The organism is Enterocloster sp. 210928-DFI.2.20 (assembly GCF_020554465.1).
GTDB lineage: Bacteria > Bacillota > Clostridia > Lachnospirales > Lachnospiraceae > Enterocloster > Enterocloster bolteae.
Map to the genome: position 1 here is coordinate 1 of NZ_JAJCHK010000022.1, position 22,815 is coordinate 22,815.

A 22,815-nucleotide genomic window follows, 5' to 3' on the forward strand; every position below is an offset into this window, starting at 1 on the left:
GAAAAGAATGTTGGAAGTGTGCTTTTCAGCACACCCCAACATTCAGTATAGAACCATTTTTTTCTGTATGCAGAGCGAGGGTGTCGCTCAATCATCTATATTTAATGATTTTGCGACACCCTCATTTAGAATGTTTGTTTATAGGTTATCTCTGATTTACGTTTTTAGGACACCCCCAATTAATTTCTTGAATAATTCAGTGCTTCTTCTCAAGCTGTAATGTGATTGAAACAATTGTAGAGAGGAAAGCCGCATATTATAACGCTGCTTTTCATCAAGATAATAGTAATCAAGTATACTTCTTTCAAAAGTTTCTATAGTATCAACGATATATGAGTTGCTACCGTTTTGTATAGCATAACCTTCAAATGCATGGCTTGTTCCAACTACTGGCAGAGCATATGACAGTGCTTCCGCAACTTTGACTTTCATGCCAGCGCCGTCAAAAATAGGGGCAATGTATAATTCTGCATTATTAAAATATGGATCCATATTTTTTGGTGTATCCACTATTGTAATGGAGGGAGTTTTCTTTACAAAGTCTAAGAACTCAGGGTTTGGATGGGCTCCAGCGATACAAAGCTCTTTAGGAATCGATAAATGGTTATATACATTCTTTATAAACCATAATATACCTTCAAAATTAGAACCATACCACAGTGAACCGGTTATCAACATACGTAGTGGATGTGGAACATGGTTTTGGGTATCCCAAGAGGCTAAATATGTTTTTTTCTGGGGAATACACACCGGAATAACAGTTATTTTTTCAGATGGAATATGGTATAATTGGCATAAACGCTTTTTGTCCTTTTCTGTCAGAGCAATTAGATGATTGGCTCGATTGACAACTATCCTCTCGCGTGGCTTGGAAAAGCAGGCATCAATAAAATTAAAGAGATTTCGATGATGATTATAATTGTTTTTGGAATAATCAAATTCTACATTATGAACACGAACGAATAAAGGAGTATTTCCTATTCGTTTGATAACATAGTGTAATTTAGTAAAATCCATTATAATGGCATCATATGCAGAAAAATCAATACGTAGTTTAAGCCATGACCGATAACGGCGGTTTGTATTCATAAACAGTGTATCAAATATTCGTAGCAATATATTATTGCTGGATTTTAAGTAGTAAGTTGTTTCATAAAGCTCAGCCAAGGATTCATCGGCAATCTCAGGACCAATGTAGTCCACAGAGTAATTATTCTCCACAAGTGATAATAAGGTTTGCTTGATAACGATTCCACCACCAGATAATAAAGAAGGCGGTTCAGGGGTGATTTGCAACAGTTTCATAGATCTCTCCAAGTTTGTCATATTTTTGCTGTTATGAGGGAGTATATTCAGTATAGCATTAAATATAAAAAGCTGCAACCTTACATGTCATGACAAAGTTGCAGATTAGGGTACTAAATGGTATACTGTAAAAATATTATAATTTATGAAAGGATTATAGAGAAATGGATAAAAAAAACGGTTTAATCGTATCGTGGAAAAGAACCAATGAAATTATTGCGAGCATCTATATAGTCGCAATACTGGCAATTTTTCCTTTGGTTTTTAATAATTATTATTATGATATATTAAGAGTGAAATACATGTTTTATTATAGTTCAGTAATTGCATTATTTGTACTCATCTTAATGGCAGCGCTTATTTATATGTATGTTGATGCCAGAGATTACCAGTGGGAGAACACCTGGTATGTAATTAAGCAGTTTAGAAAGAAGGCTTTGAATATAGCAGATTGGGCAATGATTATATTCATGGTTGCAGTTACTATATCAACTTTTCAATCGGATTATTTTTACGAATCTTTTTGGGGAAATGAAGGAAGATATACAGGAATGTTTTTAATTCTTTTATATTTTGTGAGCTTTTTTATCATTACCAGATGCTTGAAGTTTAAAAGATGGTATTTGGATATATTTTTGGCCGCAGGAATGATAGCATGTTTTATTGGAATATTTCAGTTTTTTGAAATTGACCCGATTGGATTTAAGGAGGGACTTTCATGGGATGATTACAGGATTTTTGCTTCTACGATTGGAAATATTAATACCTACACTTCCTATGTAGCTCTTATTTCTGGTATGAGTGTAGTCCTTTTTGTTAATGAAAATACCTTTTATCGAAAAGTATGGTATACTTTTTGCGTTATTATATCATTGTTTGCATTAATAACAGGAATCAGCGATAATGCGTATCTGGCATTAATTGCTTTATTTGGATTATTGCCCTTATTCTTATTCAATAGTATAGGTGGTATTAAAAAATATTTATTTCTTCTTGCGCTTTTATTTTCTGAATTTCAACTGATTGACGTTATTATAAGCAGAGTACCAGAACATGTTTTGGAAATTAATGGTTTGTTTAATATAGTTGTAGGTTATGATAAGCTCCTATATATTGTTACAGGACTATGGGGAACAACAGCATTAATTCATATATTAGAAATCAAGTTATTTAAAGAAAGCTGTCTACAGAAAAAAAGTAATTTAGGAAGATGGATTTGGCTGATTCTTATAATAGTAGGCATATTCTGTGTGGGCTATATATTGTATGATGCAAACATTAAAGGAAATGGTGACCAATATGGTTCACTAAAAACTTATCTTGTTATTAATGATGATTGGGGTACACGCCGAGGATATATTTGGAGAATTGGAATAGAGAGTTACCGTAAGTTTCCATTGATTCATAAGATTTTTGGCTATGGTCCGGATACATTTGGAATTATTACTGTAAATAATTATTATGAGGAGATGGCTAGCAGATTCTTTGAAAAGTTTGATAGCGCTCACAACGAGTATTTACAATACTTTATAACAATAGGTTTTGTGGGTTTGACTGCATATCTATGCCTGCTATTTACTTCAATAATAGAAATGTTTAATGCATGTTCAAAGAATTCATTTCTTATAGCTATTTCATTTTCGGTTATATGCTATGCTGCACAGGCAGTTGTTAATATAAGCGTTCCAATTGTTGCTCCAATTATGTTTACACTGTTGATGATTGGAGTGGCTGCTGCACGGCAAACGGTAGATATGAGGGATAAGGTATGAGAACAATATAGCACAAGGAATATTTTATTCCGTGGACAAAAGAGATAACAGAATGTATATAAATCTAATTTGTGACGCAGGAAGGATAGTCTAATGAGAACGAAGACAATTTTGGATGAATACCGTCGCTGGATAGATTTTGCGGTGGAAGATGCTGATATTACAGAAGAACTAAACCGCATTGCCGGCGACTGGGAAAAGATTGAAGATGCATTTTACCGCAGTTTGGAGTTTGGGACTGGTGGCCTAAGGGGGGTAATTGGAGCGGGAACCAACCGAATGAATATATATACAGTGGCAAAAGCATCTCAGGGATTGGCCAACTATATGAAAAAGCAAGGGAATGTCACCGGAATTGCGATTAGTTATGATTCCCGAATTAAGTCGGAGTTATTTGCAAGGATTGCTTCTGAGGTATTTGCAGGAAATGGCATTCAAGTATATTTATTCGATGAGTTGATGCCAACTCCTTGTTTATCATTTGCAGTGAGACAGTTAAAATGTGCGTCTGGTATTATGATAACAGCATCTCATAACCCGGCAAAGTATAACGGATATAAAGTTTATGGAGCTGATGGATGTCAGATTACTACTAAGGTTGCAAGTGAAATTTTAGTTGAAGTCGAAAACGTTGATTTATTTGAGGGGATATGTAGGTCTAGTTTTGATGAGGCGGTAGCAGCAGGGGATATTAGCTTTATTGTTCCAGAAATTATAGATGCATTTATAGATGCGGTAAAGGCTCAAAGTGTACTAGGACCAAATGATTTGATAAATAAGGATGTGTCTATTGTCTATACTCCATTAAATGGTACTGGGCTTAAGCCAGTTCTTCGAACTTTGCAGGAAAGCGGTTTTACTAATATTACGGTAGTGAAAGAGCAGGAACAGCCGAATGGGAATTTCCCTACATGTCCATATCCGAATCCGGAGATACATGAGGCTATGGCACTGGGAATTGAGTATGCAAGGAGATATGATGCAGACCTTCTGCTTGCAACAGATCCGGATTGTGACCGCGTAGGTATTGCTATAAAAGACGAAAATGGAAAATATGTGCTGCTGAGTGGAAATGAGACCGGTATGTTGTTGCTTGATTATATTTGCAGTAGAAAGATTGCCAATGGAATGATGCCGAAGAATCCGATCCTGGTAAAGACAATAGTAACAACTGATATGGCAGAAAGAATCGCATTGCACTATGGTGTAGAAACGAAAAATATGCTGACCGGTTTCAAATTTATCGGCGAGCAAATTGGGGTATTGGAAGCAAAAGGGCAGAGCGAACGGTTTATCTTTGGATTTGAAGAGAGCTATGGGTACTTAAGTGGTTCCTATGTGAGGGATAAGGATGCAGTAAACGGGGCATTTTTAATATGTGAAATGTTTTCTTATTATAGAACGCAAGGTATTGGGTTGTGGGAAAAACTGCGGGAGTTATATATGACATATGGATACTGTCTTAATACACAGTACTCCTATACCTTTGAAGGCGTAGTTGGTTTTCAAAAGATGAAGGAAATTATGGCGTTACTGCGGGATGGCGTGGATAAAATTGGAGGAAGGAGGGTTCTGGAAATTCTTGATTATTTAAAGGGGGTAGATGGATTGCCAAAGTCAGATGTATTAAAGTTTCTACTAGATGATTATTGTTCGGTTATAGTACGACCATCAGGAACGGAGCCTAAAATGAAAGTGTATATGTCGGTGTGTGCAGATGATATAAACGAAGCTTCAAGGATAGAATGTGAAATGCAGGAGAGTATAGAGAAGTTTTTCAGTGATTAAAATAATGTTTATTAAGAGAATAATGGCTATATTTTTTGTTGCTAAAAGTAGAATATGCTGCCCTGTATATTAGATTATTTGAGTCTGTATTGTGTTGAATTGTTTACTTAAATGTTACCCTTAAACCGTAGTTAATTAATCCCCCTATAAACACAGGCAATAAGCCCGCCATCAGGCGGGCTCATTAAAAATTCATGTTTTAGGATATCTCTGAATCATATATTCAGCACAGCCCCAGGCTAATAAATATAAACAACTCTGTTCATTCCGTGGAAGCAAGTACCGCAGGAGTTGCCGGGGCCGTTTTCCTGTTTTTGAAAGCGCGTTCCAGGGTATATACAAAGGCTCCCATTAAGGCGCTTGATATATCCAGAACTGCAGCGGCAGCTGCGGAAAATAAAGCCATGGTATTGTATTTGGTGTGAAGCAGGTTTAATGCCTTTTCCAGAGGATTAAGGTTGGCAAGATATCTCCGCTCAAGAGCAGAAATGTCATCAATCTCTTCCGTGCGGTCCGGTTCCGGCAGGTTTATGCCCGGATTGAGGGTGACAGTACCGTTCTCTGCATCTGAACTGTAGATGATTAAGTCCTGAGGCAGCGGGAGGGATTTTACAAGTTCACGCAATTCATTAGTCTGACTATACCAGAGTTGTTTCCAGCTTTCAATTTGCTTCTCCGTGTTTTCATCTGCTTTTGAGGTGAACATAAAAGCATTTTTATCCTGTCTCTTATTATCCAGCATATGGATGATTGCGTCAGTTTTATCCTGACACTCAAGTATTTCTTTTCTCACAGAAAGGGAGTTTTTAAAACTGAAGTAATTTGTCATTTCATAACTGCTGCTGGTAAAGCCTTCTTTTAATAACAGGGCAAACATATCGCTGGTGATTGTGTCAAGGATGTCTCCGTCGGGGGCGTCCTTATTAATTTCCACCATAAGATCATGGCGGTAGGATTCCATTGTGTTTTCTGTGTTATTCATCTTATGGGCGGTGACTTTGTTGATGCAGGTTTGCAGCGCAGATATGACTGAATCTAACTGTGTTGCCTCCGCTTTCATAGAGTTGATTTCTGTGTCACGTTTATTATTATCATTCTGCAAATCAATAAAAGCCTGGTCATTAAAGTTCCTATACTGGCTAAGACGAAGGTTTATATTGTTCCAGACTGCTTCCTTACTTCTTATATTCGATAACATATTGTTTTTTAAAGTCTCCGCGTTATTCTTTTCGCCTTCCAGTGCAGTCAGGGCATCGTTGGCCTGCTGCTCTGTATACGAGGAAGGCAGAGAACTCTTAATGCTGTCCAGATTTTTCAGCAGAGAGCGGTGGAAAGCTGCGCAATTTGATGAAAAAGTGAAACTGCTGATATCTGTTTTGCAATCATCGAGTATTTTGGTGATTTCTGTATTACTTTCTGATGAATGGCTGACAAATGGAACGCTGCAGTATGCATCCATGGTCTCTTTTGTGTAGATCAGGTAATTATCCAGGTAGTTCTGGTACTGATAGCATTTTTTGATGGTGAACTCATCCATGATACGTTCAGCGTCACTGTAGTAGAGACTTGTGTTATATATTTCATTTGAAATAAATACAAAGCTGAACAGCGAGGACGATACCAGCATTGTTGCCCATAGAATCAGGACGATTCTGGGGTTTAATGTGAAAAAATATATTAGCTTCAGGTTTAATATAAATAGTGCAGTCTGTATGGCTGCGGATACTAGAAGTGCCTGCCACATTTGAGTAAATACATATTCATGGAGTCCCTGGGCGGTTGCATAAAAGGAAACCATGGCAAGAGCAAGGGAACAGGTCACCAAAAGCTTTCGTATACTTGTTAATACCTTCATTCTTCCTCGTCTCCTTCCTGTTCATCAATTAATTCCATAGCGCTTGATAAAAAACCGGCAGTTGCAAATGCAATTAGATCAATAGATGAGTTTAAAATATTGTTTCCTATACTCGCTGCCTTCTTTGCCAGCTGTATAGCGCGGTCAAGAATCCAGGATGTTACATTGTGGTTCTTTGCCAGATTAATGAGAGCATGTACGCTTAAAAGACAAACCGGATAAAGAATCAATATTAACAGTGGCAACGAAAAAATATCGCCCTGTGCAAAGAGATTTAGTACAGTATCTTGGCTTAATACACCGGTCTTAGCTAAAAATGCTGATAGGGCGGCAATGGTTAGTACATAGGCGGAAGGGTTTTCATTTCCTTGTATTGTAGTGACCATTATTTTTATCAGTTTATAGTAGCAGAACAAAAGGGTGAATACGACAACCATGGACAGTATACCAATGAGAAACACTATGATAATTGAATTAACATCATGAAAGAGTGTTTCCGTGTTGGCGATTCTGTAATTGGTTGTTTGAGATAATCGGGTTACCATATTGTAAGTAAATAAAAAGGGTATGACGGTTAACGCTATGTATAAGAGCGACTGTCCCAATGAAATCCCCTTGTGATATTGTGTGGTGGGACAGACAACTTTGGCGTTGGTTGAAGACGCCTGGGAATCAGCTTCAGCGGCTGATTTTGTGTGGTGAACAAATCGGTGCCTGGCATATCTCATCTTTGAAGCACCGTTGTTTGGAGTGTTTGTATCAGTATCAGGGGGCTCCTGGGTATGTGAAAGGAACCATAAAGATAACTTCTTAATATAAGGAAAGCTAATCCGCAAAAGGTAAAAAACTATAATGATACAAGCTCCATATTCTATGGGGATTTGAAAATAGGCTTCAAAAATTTCTCTTCGGTATAAGCCATTTAAGATGACTATAAGTGAAAGAATAAATATCATGTAACGTTCGTGGAGATGTTTTCCCTTTACTGAAAGATAGAGTGTAAACAAAAACCAGCCTGAAAGAAAGAACGTAAAAAAGCTCTTAAAATCAGATGTAAAGGGATGGAATTCAGTCAATAAAAATGCAATGACCAGGATGCTGGCCAGAGGCAAGACAGATAAAACCCGTTTACTGATGATGGTGTTAGATTTGCTTGTATCCATAAGATCCTCCTTTCGTCTGGCTGGTTTTCCGGTGTCAATTATTGGTTATAAAGTTTCTCCATAATAAGTATCATATTTCAACTGTCTTAAAATATAATATGCGGCGGTGCTATACTTATTATAGGTCTGCGGTTAAATAGTATCATATTGTGAAAGATGTTTCTATTTGCGTATTATATAAAGATACTATAAAGATTTTATGTAGTTTAATTTTTAATAAAATAATCAGGTTTTAAATAAATCAAAGCAAATATTAATCAATTATTTAGTATGCTCTATATGAAATTTTGGAGGAGGGGAAAGATGGATAAGGAATATGGTGGTGAATTCTCTGTAGAAATGATAGAAGCCAGAAGGGTGTTGAAGACGAATATAAAGAAAATCCGGGAAGTGGAAGGATTGAGTCAGGAAGCGTTCGGAAAAAAATATGGGAAATCCATGTCTTCTATTTCCAATTATGAAACCGGGATGAGCCTGCCATCTTTCGAATTCCTTCTAACACTGAGAGAACAATATGATTTTTCTATGGAGGAATTCATAACATCCACTGATATTGAGATAACAAAGGGGGGAAATCAGGGAGCAAAAGCAGAAGGTACAGGTAAGAATCTGAATAAATATGTGGGGGCCTATTTTATCTATTTATTTGATACCAGCAGCCATGGTGATGAGCACGAAAAAAGTGATATTGAGGCAGTGCATTTTGGAGTGTTGAGCATTTACAAAAAAAGAGGAAGAAAAGATACGTTGGGCGTGATGGGCTGCTTTAATATGGCGGATAGTAAGACAAAAGTTTTTCACGATGAATGTAGCAGGATATTTGAAATAAATGATGCGGAATGTGAACAGAGACTCAAGGAAGCATATAGGAACAGAAGAAATACCAGTGTATATTATGGAGATCTTGCTTTTTCAAGGGATAATCTGTTTATTAATCTGAATAGCGGAGAGAAAGATAAAGCGTTTATAATATTGAGGATTCCTAACTCGGAGAGTCCGAAGTATATAGGTGGTATCGGCACTATTAATTCTGTTTCTAAAGGCAGATATTCTTCACCATGTATCCAAAATATAGGATTATCCCGTTTTTATTTAAAAGTTAATCCGGCGGCAATTGGCGAAAAGCTTATATTCGAGGAGATTAATCCGGAGTTGATTCGTGAATCCAGAGAGTTGACAGAATTTTTCAAGCTTTTATACTGTAATGACAGGCCTATCACCGCTTTTGAAGAAGAGACAAAGCGCAGACTGATTCAAAGCCTTATGGAGAATTACATCAAGAGATATATTGAGGCAAATCTGTTTAGGACTAATAAGGTTGAGGTTGAACGAAATGATGATTGGTATAAATTCATAAAGGATAATCGCTGATAAACAGGTTTGGGGGAGAAAATCAATGTCGAGGGCAGAGTTATTATTTGAGCGAATGAAGCAGCGGATGAAATATGTATATCCTGTTTATAATGGATATCTGTGTGAGACAGCGGATAGATGGAATGTACGCAGGACGGCTGAAGGTCTGATGTTTCAGCGTACAAAGGGACATTACTGCAGAATGGCATTGAAAATGTCAGAAATTCGTCTGCCTGCGTATATGCTATTGGCAGCATTGCTGCATGATCAGCAGCAGGATGTGTTAATTCAGGATATCCCGAAGACTATACCGGAACAACATAAAATAAAACTTATGCAGGTGTTACAGTATTATCATGATTTAGAGGATACTATAGCCACTTCAGTAGTAATGGAAAAGCTTTTGAACGATATGGAGGATGTACATTATCTGGCACTAATTCTTTTGTTTGCCAAAAATTTGGATTTACTTCGAGTGCGAAGCCGCAAGGTGCTGTCTGGCGAGTTGGAGATAACCAGAAAGTATCTTGTATTATGGGCCAGAAGATTGCATATACGGTATTTTGAGAAGGAGTTCAGGGAAGTTGAATTTCGTGTTACTTGTAAAGATTATTTTCAGAAAACAGATATTCTTTTACAAAAATTGTATTCTGTAAATTCAGAATCCACCAAGAGCTTAATGGAAGATATTGACGGCAATATTTTTGAGTTAAAGTTTATCAATAAGCTTAGAAAGTCGGAATTTTATAATCAGTTATGCAATAAAGGTTATACTGTTTCTGCAGAAGACTATAATAATCCTGTCATATATGAAATCCCATTATATAATGTTTATCTTTTAAATAGTGAATCCGAGCCTCTATATATGAGAAGGAAATCGGAAGAATGGGTGAAGTATTATTTGGACTGCCTTGTAAAAAAGGGGTATTTGCTGCTTGGATATGAAGATGAGACAGAACAATATCTTTCTCATTTCATACTACAGGGAAAGTGGGGAGTACGGTATCGTATATTCATCTGTACAACTGAAATATGTAAACGTTATTTTTATAGCTCTAAAATACAGGAGTTCTCAGAAGAAAAGTGGCATGGTAAGCGAAAATCAGGAATTATAGTTTATGACAAAGAAAAAAGGCCCCATGAGTTCGATGAAAAATTGACAGCCCTGGACTTTGCTTTTTATATCCATAAAGATATTGGCCTATGTGCAAAACAAGCCATTATTAATAACGAAATGAGACCTTTAGACACCATTCTTAAACATGGGGACACAGTGACAATCATAAGCCAATCAGATGTAGATAATCAGAAATATAGTGCTGAACCGGGCTGGATGAGGTTCATTAAGACACAAAAGGCAAAAGAATATATAATTCGTTATTTGGAAATCAGGTTTTCGGAACTTGAAGGCTGATTTACAATATGCATTTGTTAGGAAATATCTATATAATCAAAGCTGCCATATCAATCTGGACTTTTTAAATTGATATGACAGCTTTTTATATAGTTACTATTTCACTACCCGCGCCCCGGACTCCGGCGCAGCCGTATCCTTCTCAGTATTCCAGATTCCGTCGCTTCCCAGCCAGTAATACAAATCCTGGTCAGATGATTTTACATAACAATCAGATTCCATATACCCATTATTCCCAAAATAATACCAGTTGTCGCTGATGCAACGCCAGCTGTTTACAGGATAGACATTGTTTGGGTATACATAGCGCCAACCCGATGAGGTCTTATCCCATGTTCCGTTGGTGATAAACCAGGTGTCTTCGGTGCGGATGGTCAGGGGCTCGGAGTTATCTGTCCATGGTCCGGCCTGGGAGCTGTAGGTGCCCAATGCCCGTACTGTGAAGGTGTAATTTCCCTCCACATTGATGTAGGAGCTGAAATCATAGGTGGATTCGGTAGTCTTTTGGGTGGTCACCAGTATTTTATCCCGGTACAGGCGCACTTCATAGTTTTTGGCTCCGTTTACCTTATCCCACACAGCGGTGGTCAGGTTCCAGCTGACAGACGTGGTAGCGGGAAGATTGCCGTCTATGGCAGGCAGATACACCTGAAGAATTAAAGCACTTCCATCGCTGTCCTTTTCAGCGGTTTTAAACTGGGCTCCGCAGCCGGTCAGTGAAAAGATGCTGCGTTTTGTGCTGGAAAAATAGTATCCGTCCTTTGCAGAAAGCTCCACTTCCACGATAGGCCTCTCGCCATAGTCCCACTGGTCATCCTTTTTGTCGTACACTGCTCCTTCTACCTTGAATTCACCGTTGCTGGATACTGCATATACATTGCCTACCAGTTCGCCGCCCTTTGGGGCCGTGTCCCAGGAAAATGTCAAGGGTATGGATGTGATTGCTTTTTCCTGTCCATAGGCGGAGAACAGAGTGCCCATGGAGAGGAAAGCTGCCAAGGCTGCAATGATGAGTGATTTTTTTGCCATTGAATATCCCTCCTTGTGGTTCCGGAAAATTGACTGCCGGTATACATGTTACTATTACTATTGTACTGTATTTTAGGGTGAAATTACAAGTTTTATTTGATAATAATATTGGGGCTGTTTGTATTGGACTTTTAGTATTGAGCCCATTTGTATTCCACCTGATAAGTTAATCAATTGTAGTTACATTCAGGTTTATGCATATCCTGGAAAGGCATGCGGCATACTAATCATGGAGGTGATATCTTATGAGTCCAAAGGAATTAAATTATATTGAGGATGCATTAGGCCATGAGCAGTTTTTAATGAATCAGTGCCAGGAAGCCATCCAGAATCTGCAGGATCCTGCTCTTAAAAATCAGGCACAGCAGATGGAACAGAAGCACAAGCAGATTTTTGACAGTTTTTATAATCTCGTATAAGGAGGAAGCAGAGAATGGATGACAAGTGTATTATGGAGAACCTTCTTCTGACCGAGAAGGGTGTATGTGACCTGTATGTCCACGGAACCATCGAGTCTTCCACAGCTAATGTGCATCAGACCTTTAACCAGGCACTGAATGACAGCCTGTGTATGCAGGATGACATCTATAAGCAGATGTCCGCTAAGGGATGGTATCAGATGGAGCAGGCGGAACAGCAGAAAATCATGAAGGTAAAGAATCAGTTTGCAGGAATGTAATCCGGTCTGACTGGGGTTTCAGAGACTGATTGGGTGAAAGGACGTTAAGCCATGGAATGGTCTGTGGCTTGACGTCCTTTTTCGTGCGCCGGCGCCGCTTGGCAGTGCTGGCGAACGGTGCCGTCGAACTAAGCTGTCCCACGTTGCCGGAGAGCTAAGCTGGCCCATGCTGCCGTCGAACTAAGCTGTCCCATGGTACCGGCGAATTAAGCTGACCCACGCTGCCAGCGAACTAAGCTGGCGAACGCTGCCGGCGAACTAAGCTGGCCCACGTTGCCAGCGAACTAAACTTCCCCACGCTGCTGGCGAACTAAGCTGGCCCACGCTGCCGGCGAACTAAGCTGGCCCACGCTGCCAGCGAACCAAGCTGGCCCACGCTGCCGGCAAACCAAGCTGGCCCACGCTGCCGGCAAACCAAGCTGCCCAACACTGTCGGCGAACCAAGCTGCCCAACACTGCCGGCGAACCAAGCCACCCAACCATGCCGCCCTCCCGCTCAACCGCGCCGTTAATAACCGGTTCAGCCTGAACTAGGTGTATCATGGTAGCATGAGTATAATCCGAAGGAGGTCCTTAGAGTGAAATGAGATTATTAGAATTGGACAGTTACAACATGGAAAATGACAGAACATTTTTAAAAAGTATTGAGGAGCATGTCAAAGACCCGTATATCAGGGAACGGCTGATTAACAGGCTGGAGTGGTACATGGTCATGGCGAACCGGTGCCAGTGTTTCTATTATATGTCTGCCTGTATGGGAATTGTTATGCCGACTCTCATACTTCTTCTGAATTCCATTCCGGGCAACATGCTTTCCGACGGGATGCGGCAGTTGTGTATCACGGCATTATCCGGTTTGTCGGGGATTGTTGGAGGTTTATCCGGCATTTTCGGATGGCATGAAAATATGATTCGCTACCGTTCCAATGCGGAGCGCTTGAAAAGCGAAACTTCTTTCTACATGTTGGGCGTAGGGAATTATAGAGACCGGAAAAAGAGAGACCAGATGTTTTTAAACGCACTGGAAGATTTGTCTCTTAAGGAGAACCAGATGTGGCAGAAGGAGGAGAGCAGCCATTCGTCATACAGACAGGAACAGGGCGGAAGGAGAAGGCCTAATGGATGACAGGGAAAATACGGCGTGGACATATATGGCGGATATTTATAGAAGGGATTTCAGCAGGAGAATGTAGTACGGAATTATGGTAAGAGATTATGGCAAGAGACGATGGTAAGAGATTATGGTAAGAGACGATGGTAAGAGGCTACGGTAAGAGACGATGGTAAGGGACTACGGCAAGAGACGATGGTAAGAGGCTGCGGCAAGAGACGATGGTAGGAGGCTGCGGCAAGAGACGATGGTAAGAGGCTGCGGCAAGAGACGATGGTAAGAGACTGCGGCAAAGAGGCTACGGCAAGAGACTACAGACAGACATTATAAGAAAAAAACAGTCAGAGATTATAAGAAAAGATCAGGACCGTACAGCGTCCATCATATAACCCAATTTTATGAACAGCAGAAGGAGTGATATATACATGAATCACAAGGAACAAGATATAAAACATACTGATACGTACATAAACCATACTGCTACAGAAAAATGGGAGTTCGCTTTGCAGAAACGCCTGAAGCAGTGTTCTCCCAGCCTTCACAGAAACTATCTGGAAGCTTCCACCGGAGCCTGTATGATGCTGGACCGGTACAGGAACGTATTTCCCCAGTACACGGACCACAGCAGCCTTCATTGCCTGAATATTATGAATCTGGCCGGACAGCTGGTGGGAGATTGTCTGCTGCAGCTGAATGGAAGCGAGCTGTATGTGCTTTTGACGGGAATTCTGTTCCATGATTTGGGTATGGGGATTTCAAAAGCTGATTTTGAGGGACTGGCCCCTGTGCTGTGCGGGGAACTATATCCTGCCAAGGGCAGAGAAGCAGAGTTGATCCGGGAATATCATCAGGAATTCAGCGCCCTGCTTGTGGAAAAACACAGTGATATTTTTGAAATCCGGAAAGAGTATGTATTTCCTGTTATGCAGGCAGTAAGAGGACACAGAAAAACGGATTTGTGGGATGAAAATGCCTTTCCCGCAGCATTTCAAATAGGGACCGAGTCTGTCTGTCTTCCTTACATTGCGGGTATCATACGCCTGGCGGATGAGATGGATCTGTGCCGTGACAGGAACAGTACTCTTGGTGGGGAGGAACAGATGATTTCAGATTCATACAGCCGGCTGGTCTGGAGAACCCATGATACGGTAACCGGAATGGAGCTTACAGAGAAAGAATGTATATTGTATGCAGAGGGAGGAGACAGAGACACCTGGGAAGAATTGGGAAAATGGACACGCAAATTGCAGAAAACAATGGATGAGGTGGAGCGGGTCATTACATGCAGAACACCATTTTTTCTGCCGAAGAGGATGGTGCGAATTGATAAAATCACACCCTGGTTAGAGCAGTGCCAGGATATTACATCAGAAACATGATATGGTTTCAGCAATTAACAGCCATTCATGCCGGTAATCATTCAAAGGATGCCGTCAAGGCGCAGTGGGCGCCATTTCAGCGGTATGATGGTTTTGCAGTCATCCGGAGGGCTGCATTGAGATAGATAGAATACAAAATAATCTAAGAAAAGGAGAGCAGCAGAATGGAAAACAACACATTAAAAGCTTCAATAGGTATTGACTTTTCCCTGATTGGGACCCAGCTTCATGCCATGTATGAAAAAAATGAGGGAGGATACGCAGTTCTTTTGATTCCGTCAGAACAGACGCCGGACAGTGGGATTTCGGTAAAGGATCTGATTGACGATATCAAGAAGATGGCCAAGGGTGTGTCTGGCAGTGATACTGCCGTGGATACGACCCAGCTTGAGACAGCCATGACCGAGGCCGCCAAGGAGGGCGGCGGATCCACATCCATGAAACTGGAAGATATTGTAATCAGGCTGCAGATGGCGTATCTGTACATCTGTAAAAAGGGAGAGAACTCTGTACTGGAGTATGCGTTTCAGCTGCAGGTGGTAACAGAAGGTCTGGTACCGGAAACTATTAAGCCTATTGTGGATGTGACCAACCTTTCCATTTCTGTCTGGAATACGGACAGAAAGAAGGTAGTGGACAAGATGGCCCTGATTACTGTGGACGAATATCTGGGCGTGGCCGCACTGCCGGACAAGAGTCAGGCCGCTAAGTAGCGCAGGAAACACAGTTTTGGAAGCTGCAGACAAAGCAGCATTCAAAGCAGCATTCAAAGTAGCATTCAAAGCAGCATTTAAAGCATTACATTAAGCAATGGACAAAGCATCATGGAACGATTGCAGGAAAGGAGCGGCAGGAATGAACCAGAGGCAGATGTCGTGCAGTATAGCCGTGGAGGGAGCCGTCAAGGGCTGTCCGGCCAAGCTGGCTGTCTGGTATGATAAGAACGAAATGTCATTTTACGGGGAACTGCAGATGGACCAGAGGGGGCCCGCAGGATTATTGGAGGCTGTGAACAGTGAAATGGCTTCTAAATTCGAGGCATACGCCTCCGGCCTGGTACATGCTTCCAGTCAACGCGCCACTCTTTCCTGCATTCATGGAATCACAGCCCTGGGTTATGGAGAACCAGGGCTGTATTTCAAGGCAGCAGCAGGCAGGGGAAGCGCAGCCATTCTTTTTTCATTTTCAGCAGACAGTAATGGGGGAAATGCCCAGGTATCATCCCTTATGGATGCAGTAAAAAAGGCAGCGGACTTTTTTGGGATGGAGGAGTTTTATTTCTTTGGACGTGTGGGAAAGGGGCTGAGTCCCCGGGACCTGATGGCTGAGGCGCCGGGAGCAGAGGCCTTTCCGGCCCGGATTGACAGGTGCAGCCTTCTTACCTACTCCCATTTAAAACTGAATGGAGACAGCGTGTTTGAGAAAGCGCTCAGGGAATTGTTCGGCCTTAAGGAGGCGCAGCTTTTCCTGGGGGCGGGTGAAGATGGATTTCTGTGCATGGCGGCAATACCTGCATCTAAAAATAGTTTCATGGAGAGCAGGAATATGTGTCTGGCAGTTGAGCTAAGAAGCAGGGCCTTGTCCCTGGCCCTTCAGGGCTCCTTTCGGTTTGCTTTTGTGCCGGATATGGAGTTTCATGTTAACTGCGGCATATCCAGAACCCGCTTTATGGTGGAGGCCTTTGGAGAGGTCAGGGAACCCATTCCTCTGGCTGGTCCCTTTTCCATAGGGGATACCTGTCTGGCCGTAGGGTTTGACCGGGGGCCGTCCTTTGCCATGTTTGCCAATCTTTATATAAGGGAAATCCACTTGTTTGGGGCTGTAATGCTTACTGTGGCAGGGTCGGTCCCAAAGCTGGATTTGCTGTCCGCAGCAGTCAGTGACCTGTCCATTCCCATTTTGGTGAGGAATCTGCTGGGATGTTCCTTTGACGGTCTTGACAGCATTGATTTTATACGTATATTGGGACTTCCTTTCCAGGACATGCAGGCATTTGACCGGGAAATGGTTAAGCGTGCGGACGGAGCCCGGCTGGCAGAGGCATTTAACCAGAGAATCCATGATAACAGCCTGGTATTGGAAAGGGATCAGGTAAAGGCGTCTCCCTTCGGGGATGGAGTGGACCTGGTGGACCAGCGGCGGATGCGGCATTATTACATAGACGGTTCAGGCGGTATAAAGCTTACGGCCCAGTTCTACTATGCGGATGTAAATACCAGGCTGGGCAGTTACACGGTGGAGCGGGGAATCTTTGTATGCGGAGTCATTGAGATTTTCAAGGTCCGGTTCGAGGTTCTGTTTTCCTTCCGGGAGGGGGATGGGGTGCTGGCGTATGGACGCATACCGGAGGTTAATCTGGGATTCCTGAAATTAGGTCCCTCCCAAGCAGGGCAGGAGTCCGGAGAAGCCCTTCCCGTGCCGGCGGACAGTGTGCTGAGGCAGTTTATGGGTAAGGAGCAGAGAGGGATTGTATTCTTCCTGTCCGCAGGCAAGAAGGATGTGACCTTCTATCTGGACGGACGGATTGAACTGCTGTCCATCCTGTATTTTGAAACCAGGATTATCTTCTGTAAGGGGCTTATATCCATTGATGTGCGGTTTAACTGGCTGGCGATTTTTGATGTAAGCATTCATCTGAAGGTGAATTACCAGGATTTTAACCGGGGCGGGTTTGAATTCCGTCTGGTGATTGATACGTCCAAGCTGGCGGAAAAACTGAAGGCGGTGCAGGAGAGCATAAACAGAGCCATTGACCGGCTCAGGGATAAGATTAAGAATGCTACCAGGGAGATCGACAGGGCCCAGGCCCATGTGAATGAACTGTATGGCCAGATTGATTCCCTGAACCGTAAAATTGAAGACTGCAAACGCTCCATCAGGAATGCCAAGTGGTGGAAGAAGGCATTTGTGGCCATTGCAAAGGGAATTGAGATAGGAGCCTATGAGGTGGCCAAGGCCGGCATATATGTGGCAATTGGAGTGGCCACAGCCGCCCTTCAGGTGGCCAAAGCCGCAGTGCAGTTGGCTGGTAAGGTGGGAGAAGGCGTCATGAAAGCGGTCAATGCCGTGATACAGGGGGCATTGTCATTCTTCTATATCAACCGGCTGGAGCTGTACGGCAAGGCTAATATGAGCGAACAGGAATTCAGGGCATCCATTGAGTTTGTCGCCCTGGGAAAGACCTACCGGTACGAGACAAAGATGGGCCACTCTGCCCTGAAATCCGATGCGGCAGGCGCGGTATCAGGTAATATGAACGGGCAGATGAAGAATGATTTGGACCACATTGAGGACGGGGCTTTCCGCAGCAATTTCAGGCGGTACAGCCATGAGACGTATACCATAGAAGAGCAGTGCAGACGCCTGGCAGGTGCCAGGGAACAGATGAAATCTTCCACAAGGCTGATGCGTTCCATGCAGGAAGCCTATATCAGGGAGTTTAGCGAACCCATGTCTGACTTTGACCAGATGAACCAGGAGTATATGAATGCCCTGGACTGTGTGGGCGGTATCCTGAGTACGGGGGAACAGGCCGGGGACGTGAAGGCGCTGTCCGGCTCCATGGGGGGATTAAAGCGCAAGATTACCCTGAAAGAAAAGGAGGGCGTGTTCCGGGATGAGGAGCTGTCTGAGCTGAAGGATGTCATTCGCAATTACGACCAGGCAAAGCTGCTGTACGATGAGGTAAAGAAGAGCATGTCCGCGGTGGAGAGCCAGAGAAAACAGATGCTGGTGTATGCAGAGCTTCAAAAGCAGAAAACAGGTGAGCAGAAACAGAAGAAGGCGCTGTCCGCGGCGGAGGGGAGTATGGAGCGCGTGCTGAATAAGACCGAGGAAGCCATGTACCGCAGCTTTCCTGTGGACCGCAGCGGCAAGAATTACATTAATCTTTCCCGGGAGGGATTGATTCACCAGTATATGGACGAGGCCAGGCAGGAATTTGGGGCCCGGACTTCTGAAAATGTGCGCGTAATGAGGAACAGGAGCCGCAAGGGCAGGTATGACAGCAGGCTGTAGGCTGTGAACAGGTAAGATGCGAGGCGTTAAAACACGAAGCAGAAAAATGATTTTGAACAGATAATGAAAAGGAGATTGGCAGATGGATGAAAAAAGAAAGAGGGTCACTGCGCCGCGAATCGCGGCGGCCCTCAGCGCCCTGCTGGCAGGTGCCGCTCTCTATACGGTGAGCGGCTCTGAGCGTCAGGGCATACAGGTAAAGGAGTATACAGAGGCCGCAGAGGCGGCGGACAGTACAATCATGGTTTACATGAACGGAAGCGACCTGGAAGGGGATTATGGAGCAGCCACAGCGGACCTCAGGGAAATGATGGATGCCCTGAGGACGGCGGGACAGGAGGAAAATTTTCCCTCTCTTCATGTGGTGGTTGAGGCAGGCGGTTCCACCCGGTGGGAGCTGGATGAAATGGATGGTGTACCCTATGCCAGATTTTCTCTGACAGAGGATGGGATATCCTCCATGGAACCCATGGAAATCAGGAACATGGGGGATGCGGATACATTGACGGATTTTGTCAATTACGGCGTCCAGTCTTATCCGGCCAACCATTATGGGTTGATACTGTGGAATCATGGAGGAGGTCCGGTGGGTGGATACGGAAGCGACAGTCATTTTGACGGGGACGGGCTCTCGTTAGAGGAGATAAGAGAGGCTCTGGACCATTCTGTTATGGCAGACAAAGCGTTTGACTTTGTGGCGTTTGACGCCTGCCTTATGGGAAGCGTGGAGATTGCTGACTGTCTGGAGGGAAGGGCCGGCTATGTCATTGCATCTCCGGAGCTGGAACCTCAGGATGGATATGATTACAGCTGGATGACAGCTCTGGGAGACAGTCTGCCGTCTGATATGGAATGGGGAGAAGCAGTGGGCCGGTCTATGGTGGATGCCTATGATGCCTACTATGCCTCAGGTACTGCGCCTGTTGCCATGAGCCTTTTGGATATGAAGGAATATCCGGCGTTTCATGAGGTATTTCACCAATATGTGGACGGGATACCCCAGGAACTGCGGGAAGAGCTGTACAGGGAGCTGGGAAAGGACAGAATGAAAATGCTGGCATTTGGCAGCAGACAGGCGGGAGGTTCTCCGGAGCTGGTGGATGTACTGGAATTCCTGGATGCCTGCCAGAGCGTATATCAGGATGAAAGCGCCTTTCAGACATTGAAGGAGCGGATGGGGAAGCTTGTGACGGACCAGTGGGCCAAAGGCTATCCCGGGAATCCAAGCGGTCTTACTATATACCTGCCAAGCGGTTCCAACCCCTATCTGAGCGAGGATCTTGAAACGTATGATACCACAGGATTCTGCAGTGCCTACAGGCAGCTGACGGATGGATATGCGGCGTATCTGGCCCGGGAAAGCGGCGTGGAATGGGGGGACATAAATGCGCATAAGGACGGTACAGTGGAAATCAGCATAGCCCCCGAGGATGTTTCCGACGTGACAGGAGCGTATTTGGCTGTATTCTGTCCTGTGGGGGATGACGGGAACTACTACCTTCTCTGCACAGACAGTGATGTGGATATTGGCGTGGACGGTACCCTGCGGGCAGCTCCGGAGAACAGCTATATGGGAATGAAGGGGCAGGTACTTTGCCTGATTGAAACCATGAATCTGGATGCATACACGGAATATATGGCCCCGGTTCTGTATAATGGGGAGCTGTGCACGATGCGGATAGGGTTTGACGAGGAGCATGAAGACGGGCAGGTTCTTTCCGTGACACCTGCAGGGCAGACCTCCGAGGCCGCAAAGCAGATTTATGAGTTAAAGGAGGGGGATCGGGTGACTCCGCTTTATCTGGTTGAACATATGGAGGACGTGGAGGAGGAACCGGTTGATGAGGCCAAAGATGGGGCCAAAGATGGGGCCAAAAATGGGGCCAAAAATGGGGCCAAAGATGAGGCCAAAGATGAGGCAAAAAATGAGGCCAAAGATGGGATCAAAGATGGGACCAAAAATGGGGCCAAAGATGAGGCCAAAGATGAGGCCAAAGATGGGGCCAAAGATGAGACCAAAGATGAAGCCGGCGATGAAACAAAAGATGAAATCAGAGATGAAACCGGAAATACTGCCGGGAGCTCTCACGGAGAGACGGGTCATAATCCAGACCAAATCACGGAGGACAGGTACTACACGGACAGCTACTATATGGGAACTGAATTTTATATAGAAGAACCGGATGACATGCTTTTAGAGACAGTACCTGTATCCGGGGATGGATATTTCTACGGTTTCATGCTGATGGACGTACGGCAGAATATTTACTATACGGATTTTACCGGCATAGAGACAGAAGATACCGGTTCATGAACAGAGAGGAGAAAATAAATTATGAGCAAGACAAGCAGGGAATTGATTGAATTCTGCAAGGGAAAGCTGGGCACACCATATGTGTTCGGCATGAAGGGGCAGGTCCTGACGGAAGCGCTGCTGAAACAGCTGGCAGCGGAAAACCCAAAGGTCTATACACCCCAGTACATAACTAAGGCCAGGAGTTTTATGGGAAAGCACTGTACGGATTGTTCCGGCCTGATTACCTGGTGCACCGGTATATTGAGGGGAAGCGCCAATTATAAGGAGACTGCCCGTGAGGTACAGCCCATAGGAGCATTGAATGAAACAATGGCAGGCTGGGCTCTATGGAAGCCAGGGCATATCGGGGTGTACATTGGGGACGGAACATGCATTGAGGCCAAGGGAATCAATTACGGTACGGTGGAGACAAGGGCGCAGGATACACCCTGGGTCAGTGTGCTGAAACTTAAGGATATTAACTATTCAGAGCAGGTAAGTGAATCAGCAGTTCCATCAGTCCATCCCACGGGATGGGTCAAAGAAGACGGAGGGGTCCGTTTTTATCTGGAACCGGAACGGTATGTGGCCAATGACTGGTATCAGGACAAAGGCCAGTGGTTCTGGTTCGACGGTTCCGGTCATGCGGTGCGGAATAACTGGTATCTTTATAAAGATAATTGGTATTATTTTGGGGCGGATTTCGCAATGGTTAAGGGCCTTCAGCTTATCAAAGGAAAGCCGTATTACTTTAACCGGGATGGACAGATGGCAAAGCTTGGGACACGGTTTATAGTACAGGTGGACAAAAACGGCGTACTGCATTTTCCGGAAGAAGAATCCGCGGAGATTCCCATTAGTACGGGAGGAATATCGGTGGAAAATGGAGACGGCAGGGAGCCGGAACATACATTACCTGGCAAAACAGAAGGAAAAAACCCTGCGTTGGCAGCGTACGAGGGCAGCGAATATACGGCTGGTGCAGTGCAGCCTCCGGTCACAAAGGCAGGAACCGCTTCAGAAGCAGATCGTAAAGCGGGATATGCCCAGGGAGAACGAAGGATATCGGATGCAGGTATCTGCCTGATTAAACAGTTTGAGGGCTGCCGTCTGGAGGCGTACCGCTGCGCAGCAGGGGTCCCCACCATTGGATATGGGCATACGGCCGGCGTGTCCATGGGGATGAAGATTACCCAGGCACAGGCAGAGGCATATTTGAGGGAGGACCTAAGGGCCTTTGAGAAGGCTGTAAATAAGGTGCTGGAGTGCAGCGTAACCCAAAACCAGTTTGACGCCCTGGTAAGCTTTGCCTATAATCTGGGGGCAGGCGCTCTCAGGAACAGTACGCTCTTGAAGCGTCTGCACGCAGGTGATGTGAAAGGGGCAGCGGATGAATTTCCTAAATGGAACAAAGCGGCAGGAAAGGTACTGGAGGGACTCACCAGACGGCGGATGATGGAACGGCAGTTATTTTTATCATGACAGGGGACAGAAGGGCGGTGGTTGGTATTGCCCCAGGGAAATGTCAGGTAATTATAGATAGATGTGAAAGGAAAGGGCAGATGTGGGAATCTCTGCCCTTTTAATGTGCTCGGCATAAAAGTGTCCGCATTATGTGTTTCGGATGGTCTTTTCACTGCCGTATTCTCTCCCT

16 protein-coding genes are annotated in these 22,815 nt (G+C 43.9%); 12 read left to right on the top strand and 4 right to left on the bottom strand.

What is annotated here, in order from left to right; translation table 11 throughout:
• Positions 1 to 156 precede the first annotated feature (156 nt).
• The gene (locus LI015_RS18255) at positions 157 to 1,305 is read right to left on the bottom strand and encodes a glycosyltransferase family 4 protein (RefSeq protein WP_227125935.1); all 1,149 of its coding nucleotides are present in this window, start codon (positions 1,303 to 1,305) and stop codon (positions 157 to 159) included.
• A gap of 164 nt (positions 1,306 to 1,469) precedes the next feature.
• On the opposite strand from LI015_RS18255, the gene LI015_RS18260 reads away from it, so the two are divergent.
• Complete coding sequence (locus LI015_RS18260) at positions 1,470 to 3,077, top strand: O-antigen ligase family protein (protein WP_227125937.1); 1,608 nt, start codon at positions 1,470 to 1,472, stop codon at positions 3,075 to 3,077.
• A gap of 93 nt (positions 3,078 to 3,170) precedes the next feature.
• Positions 3,171 to 4,865, top strand: a complete 1,695-nt coding sequence (locus LI015_RS18265; protein WP_227125939.1) for a phospho-sugar mutase — start codon at positions 3,171 to 3,173, stop codon at positions 4,863 to 4,865.
• A gap of 262 nt (positions 4,866 to 5,127) precedes the next feature.
• On the opposite strand, the gene LI015_RS18270 is transcribed toward LI015_RS18265, so the two are convergent.
• Positions 5,128 to 6,324 carry a hypothetical protein gene (locus LI015_RS18270; RefSeq protein WP_227125941.1) on the bottom strand — a complete coding sequence of 399 codons (1,197 nt, stop codon included), beginning with the start codon at positions 6,322 to 6,324 and terminating at the stop codon, positions 5,128 to 5,130.
• Positions 6,325 to 6,716: 392 nt separating this feature from the next.
• Entirely contained in the window at positions 6,717 to 7,883 is a 1,167-nt protein-coding gene (locus LI015_RS18275) for a hypothetical protein (protein ID WP_117627397.1), read from the bottom strand.
• Between the two features lie 303 nt (positions 7,884 to 8,186).
• On the opposite strand from LI015_RS18275, the gene LI015_RS18280 reads away from it, so the two are divergent.
• Both LI015_RS18280 and LI015_RS18285 read left to right on the top strand, forming a co-directional pair.
• Complete coding sequence (locus tag LI015_RS18280; RefSeq protein ID WP_002570738.1) at positions 8,187 to 9,254, top strand: helix-turn-helix domain-containing protein; 1,068 nt, start codon at positions 8,187 to 8,189, stop codon at positions 9,252 to 9,254.
• Between the two features lie 25 nt (positions 9,255 to 9,279).
• The gene (locus LI015_RS18285) at positions 9,280 to 10,650 is read left to right on the top strand and encodes a TGS domain-containing protein (protein ID WP_119204642.1); all 1,371 of its coding nucleotides are present in this window, start codon (positions 9,280 to 9,282) and stop codon (positions 10,648 to 10,650) included.
• A 96-nt stretch (positions 10,651 to 10,746) separates the two neighbouring features.
• Here the strand turns inward: LI015_RS18285 and LI015_RS18290 are convergent, their stop codons facing one another.
• Entirely contained in the window at positions 10,747 to 11,679 is a 933-nt protein-coding gene (locus LI015_RS18290) for a hypothetical protein (protein WP_002566583.1), read from the bottom strand.
• A gap of 245 nt (positions 11,680 to 11,924) precedes the next feature.
• Here LI015_RS18290 and LI015_RS18295 point away from each other — a divergent pair, with 245 nt between their 5' ends.
• The 8 genes from LI015_RS18295 to LI015_RS18330 all read left to right on the top strand — a co-directional run bounded on the left by LI015_RS18295 (position 11,925) and on the right by LI015_RS18330 (position 22,643).
• Positions 11,925 to 12,098: a hypothetical protein gene (locus LI015_RS18295; RefSeq protein WP_002566582.1), complete on the top strand. Its 174-nt coding sequence runs from the start codon at positions 11,925 to 11,927 to the stop codon at positions 12,096 to 12,098.
• Positions 12,099 to 12,112: 14 nt separating this feature from the next.
• Entirely contained in the window at positions 12,113 to 12,358 is a 246-nt protein-coding gene (locus LI015_RS18300; protein WP_002566581.1) for a spore coat protein, read from the top strand.
• Between the two features lie 583 nt (positions 12,359 to 12,941).
• A complete protein-coding gene (locus LI015_RS18305) occupies positions 12,942 to 13,484 on the top strand; it encodes a DUF4231 domain-containing protein (protein ID WP_227125943.1) in 543 nt (180 codons plus the stop codon).
• A 410-nt stretch (positions 13,485 to 13,894) separates the two neighbouring features.
• Positions 13,895 to 14,848 (top strand): HD domain-containing protein, encoded by a 954-nt coding sequence (locus tag LI015_RS18310; protein ID WP_227125946.1) that lies wholly within the window; start codon positions 13,895 to 13,897, stop codon positions 14,846 to 14,848.
• 164 nt (positions 14,849 to 15,012) lie between these two features.
• Positions 15,013 to 15,561: a hypothetical protein gene (locus LI015_RS18315; protein ID WP_002566578.1), complete on the top strand. Its 549-nt coding sequence runs from the start codon at positions 15,013 to 15,015 to the stop codon at positions 15,559 to 15,561.
• Positions 15,562 to 15,703: 142 nt separating this feature from the next.
• Positions 15,704 to 18,865 carry a hypothetical protein gene (locus LI015_RS18320; RefSeq protein ID WP_227125948.1) on the top strand — a complete coding sequence of 1,054 codons (3,162 nt, stop codon included), beginning with the start codon at positions 15,704 to 15,706 and terminating at the stop codon, positions 18,863 to 18,865.
• Positions 18,866 to 18,947: 82 nt separating this feature from the next.
• The gene (locus tag LI015_RS18325; protein WP_227125950.1) at positions 18,948 to 21,179 is read left to right on the top strand and encodes a clostripain-related cysteine peptidase; all 2,232 of its coding nucleotides are present in this window, start codon (positions 18,948 to 18,950) and stop codon (positions 21,177 to 21,179) included.
• Positions 21,180 to 21,200: 21 nt separating this feature from the next.
• Positions 21,201 to 22,643: a glycoside hydrolase family protein gene (locus LI015_RS18330; RefSeq protein WP_227125952.1), complete on the top strand. Its 1,443-nt coding sequence runs from the start codon at positions 21,201 to 21,203 to the stop codon at positions 22,641 to 22,643.
• The last annotated feature ends 172 nt before the right edge of the window (positions 22,644 to 22,815 follow it).

What these genes read in the sequence shown, in the direction of transcription:
- LI015_RS18255 (WP_227125935.1), bottom strand. Translation starts at nt 1,305, where the DNA reads ATGAAACTGTTGCAAATCACCCCTGAACCGCCTTCTTTATTATCTGGT.
- LI015_RS18260 (WP_227125937.1), top strand. Translation starts at nt 1,470, where the DNA reads ATGGATAAAAAAAACGGTTTAATCGTATCGTGGAAAAGAACCAATGAA.
- LI015_RS18265 (WP_227125939.1), top strand. Translation starts at nt 3,171, where the DNA reads ATGAGAACGAAGACAATTTTGGATGAATACCGTCGCTGGATAGATTTT.
- LI015_RS18270 (WP_227125941.1), bottom strand. Translation starts at nt 6,324, where the DNA reads ATGGATGCATACTGCAGCGTTCCATTTGTCAGCCATTCATCAGAAAGT.
- LI015_RS18275 (WP_117627397.1), bottom strand. Translation starts at nt 7,883, where the DNA reads ATGGATACAAGCAAATCTAACACCATCATCAGTAAACGGGTTTTATCT.
- LI015_RS18280 (WP_002570738.1), top strand. Translation starts at nt 8,187, where the DNA reads ATGGATAAGGAATATGGTGGTGAATTCTCTGTAGAAATGATAGAAGCC.
- LI015_RS18285 (WP_119204642.1), top strand. Translation starts at nt 9,280, where the DNA reads ATGTCGAGGGCAGAGTTATTATTTGAGCGAATGAAGCAGCGGATGAAA.
- LI015_RS18290 (WP_002566583.1), bottom strand. Translation starts at nt 11,679, where the DNA reads ATGGCAAAAAAATCACTCATCATTGCAGCCTTGGCAGCTTTCCTCTCC.
- LI015_RS18295 (WP_002566582.1), top strand. Translation starts at nt 11,925, where the DNA reads ATGAGTCCAAAGGAATTAAATTATATTGAGGATGCATTAGGCCATGAG.
- LI015_RS18300 (WP_002566581.1), top strand. Translation starts at nt 12,113, where the DNA reads ATGGATGACAAGTGTATTATGGAGAACCTTCTTCTGACCGAGAAGGGT.
- LI015_RS18305 (WP_227125943.1), top strand. Translation starts at nt 12,942, where the DNA reads ATGAGATTATTAGAATTGGACAGTTACAACATGGAAAATGACAGAACA.
- LI015_RS18310 (WP_227125946.1), top strand. Translation starts at nt 13,895, where the DNA reads ATGAATCACAAGGAACAAGATATAAAACATACTGATACGTACATAAAC.
- LI015_RS18315 (WP_002566578.1), top strand. Translation starts at nt 15,013, where the DNA reads ATGGAAAACAACACATTAAAAGCTTCAATAGGTATTGACTTTTCCCTG.
- LI015_RS18320 (WP_227125948.1), top strand. Translation starts at nt 15,704, where the DNA reads ATGAACCAGAGGCAGATGTCGTGCAGTATAGCCGTGGAGGGAGCCGTC.
- LI015_RS18325 (WP_227125950.1), top strand. Translation starts at nt 18,948, where the DNA reads ATGGATGAAAAAAGAAAGAGGGTCACTGCGCCGCGAATCGCGGCGGCC.
- LI015_RS18330 (WP_227125952.1), top strand. Translation starts at nt 21,201, where the DNA reads ATGAGCAAGACAAGCAGGGAATTGATTGAATTCTGCAAGGGAAAGCTG.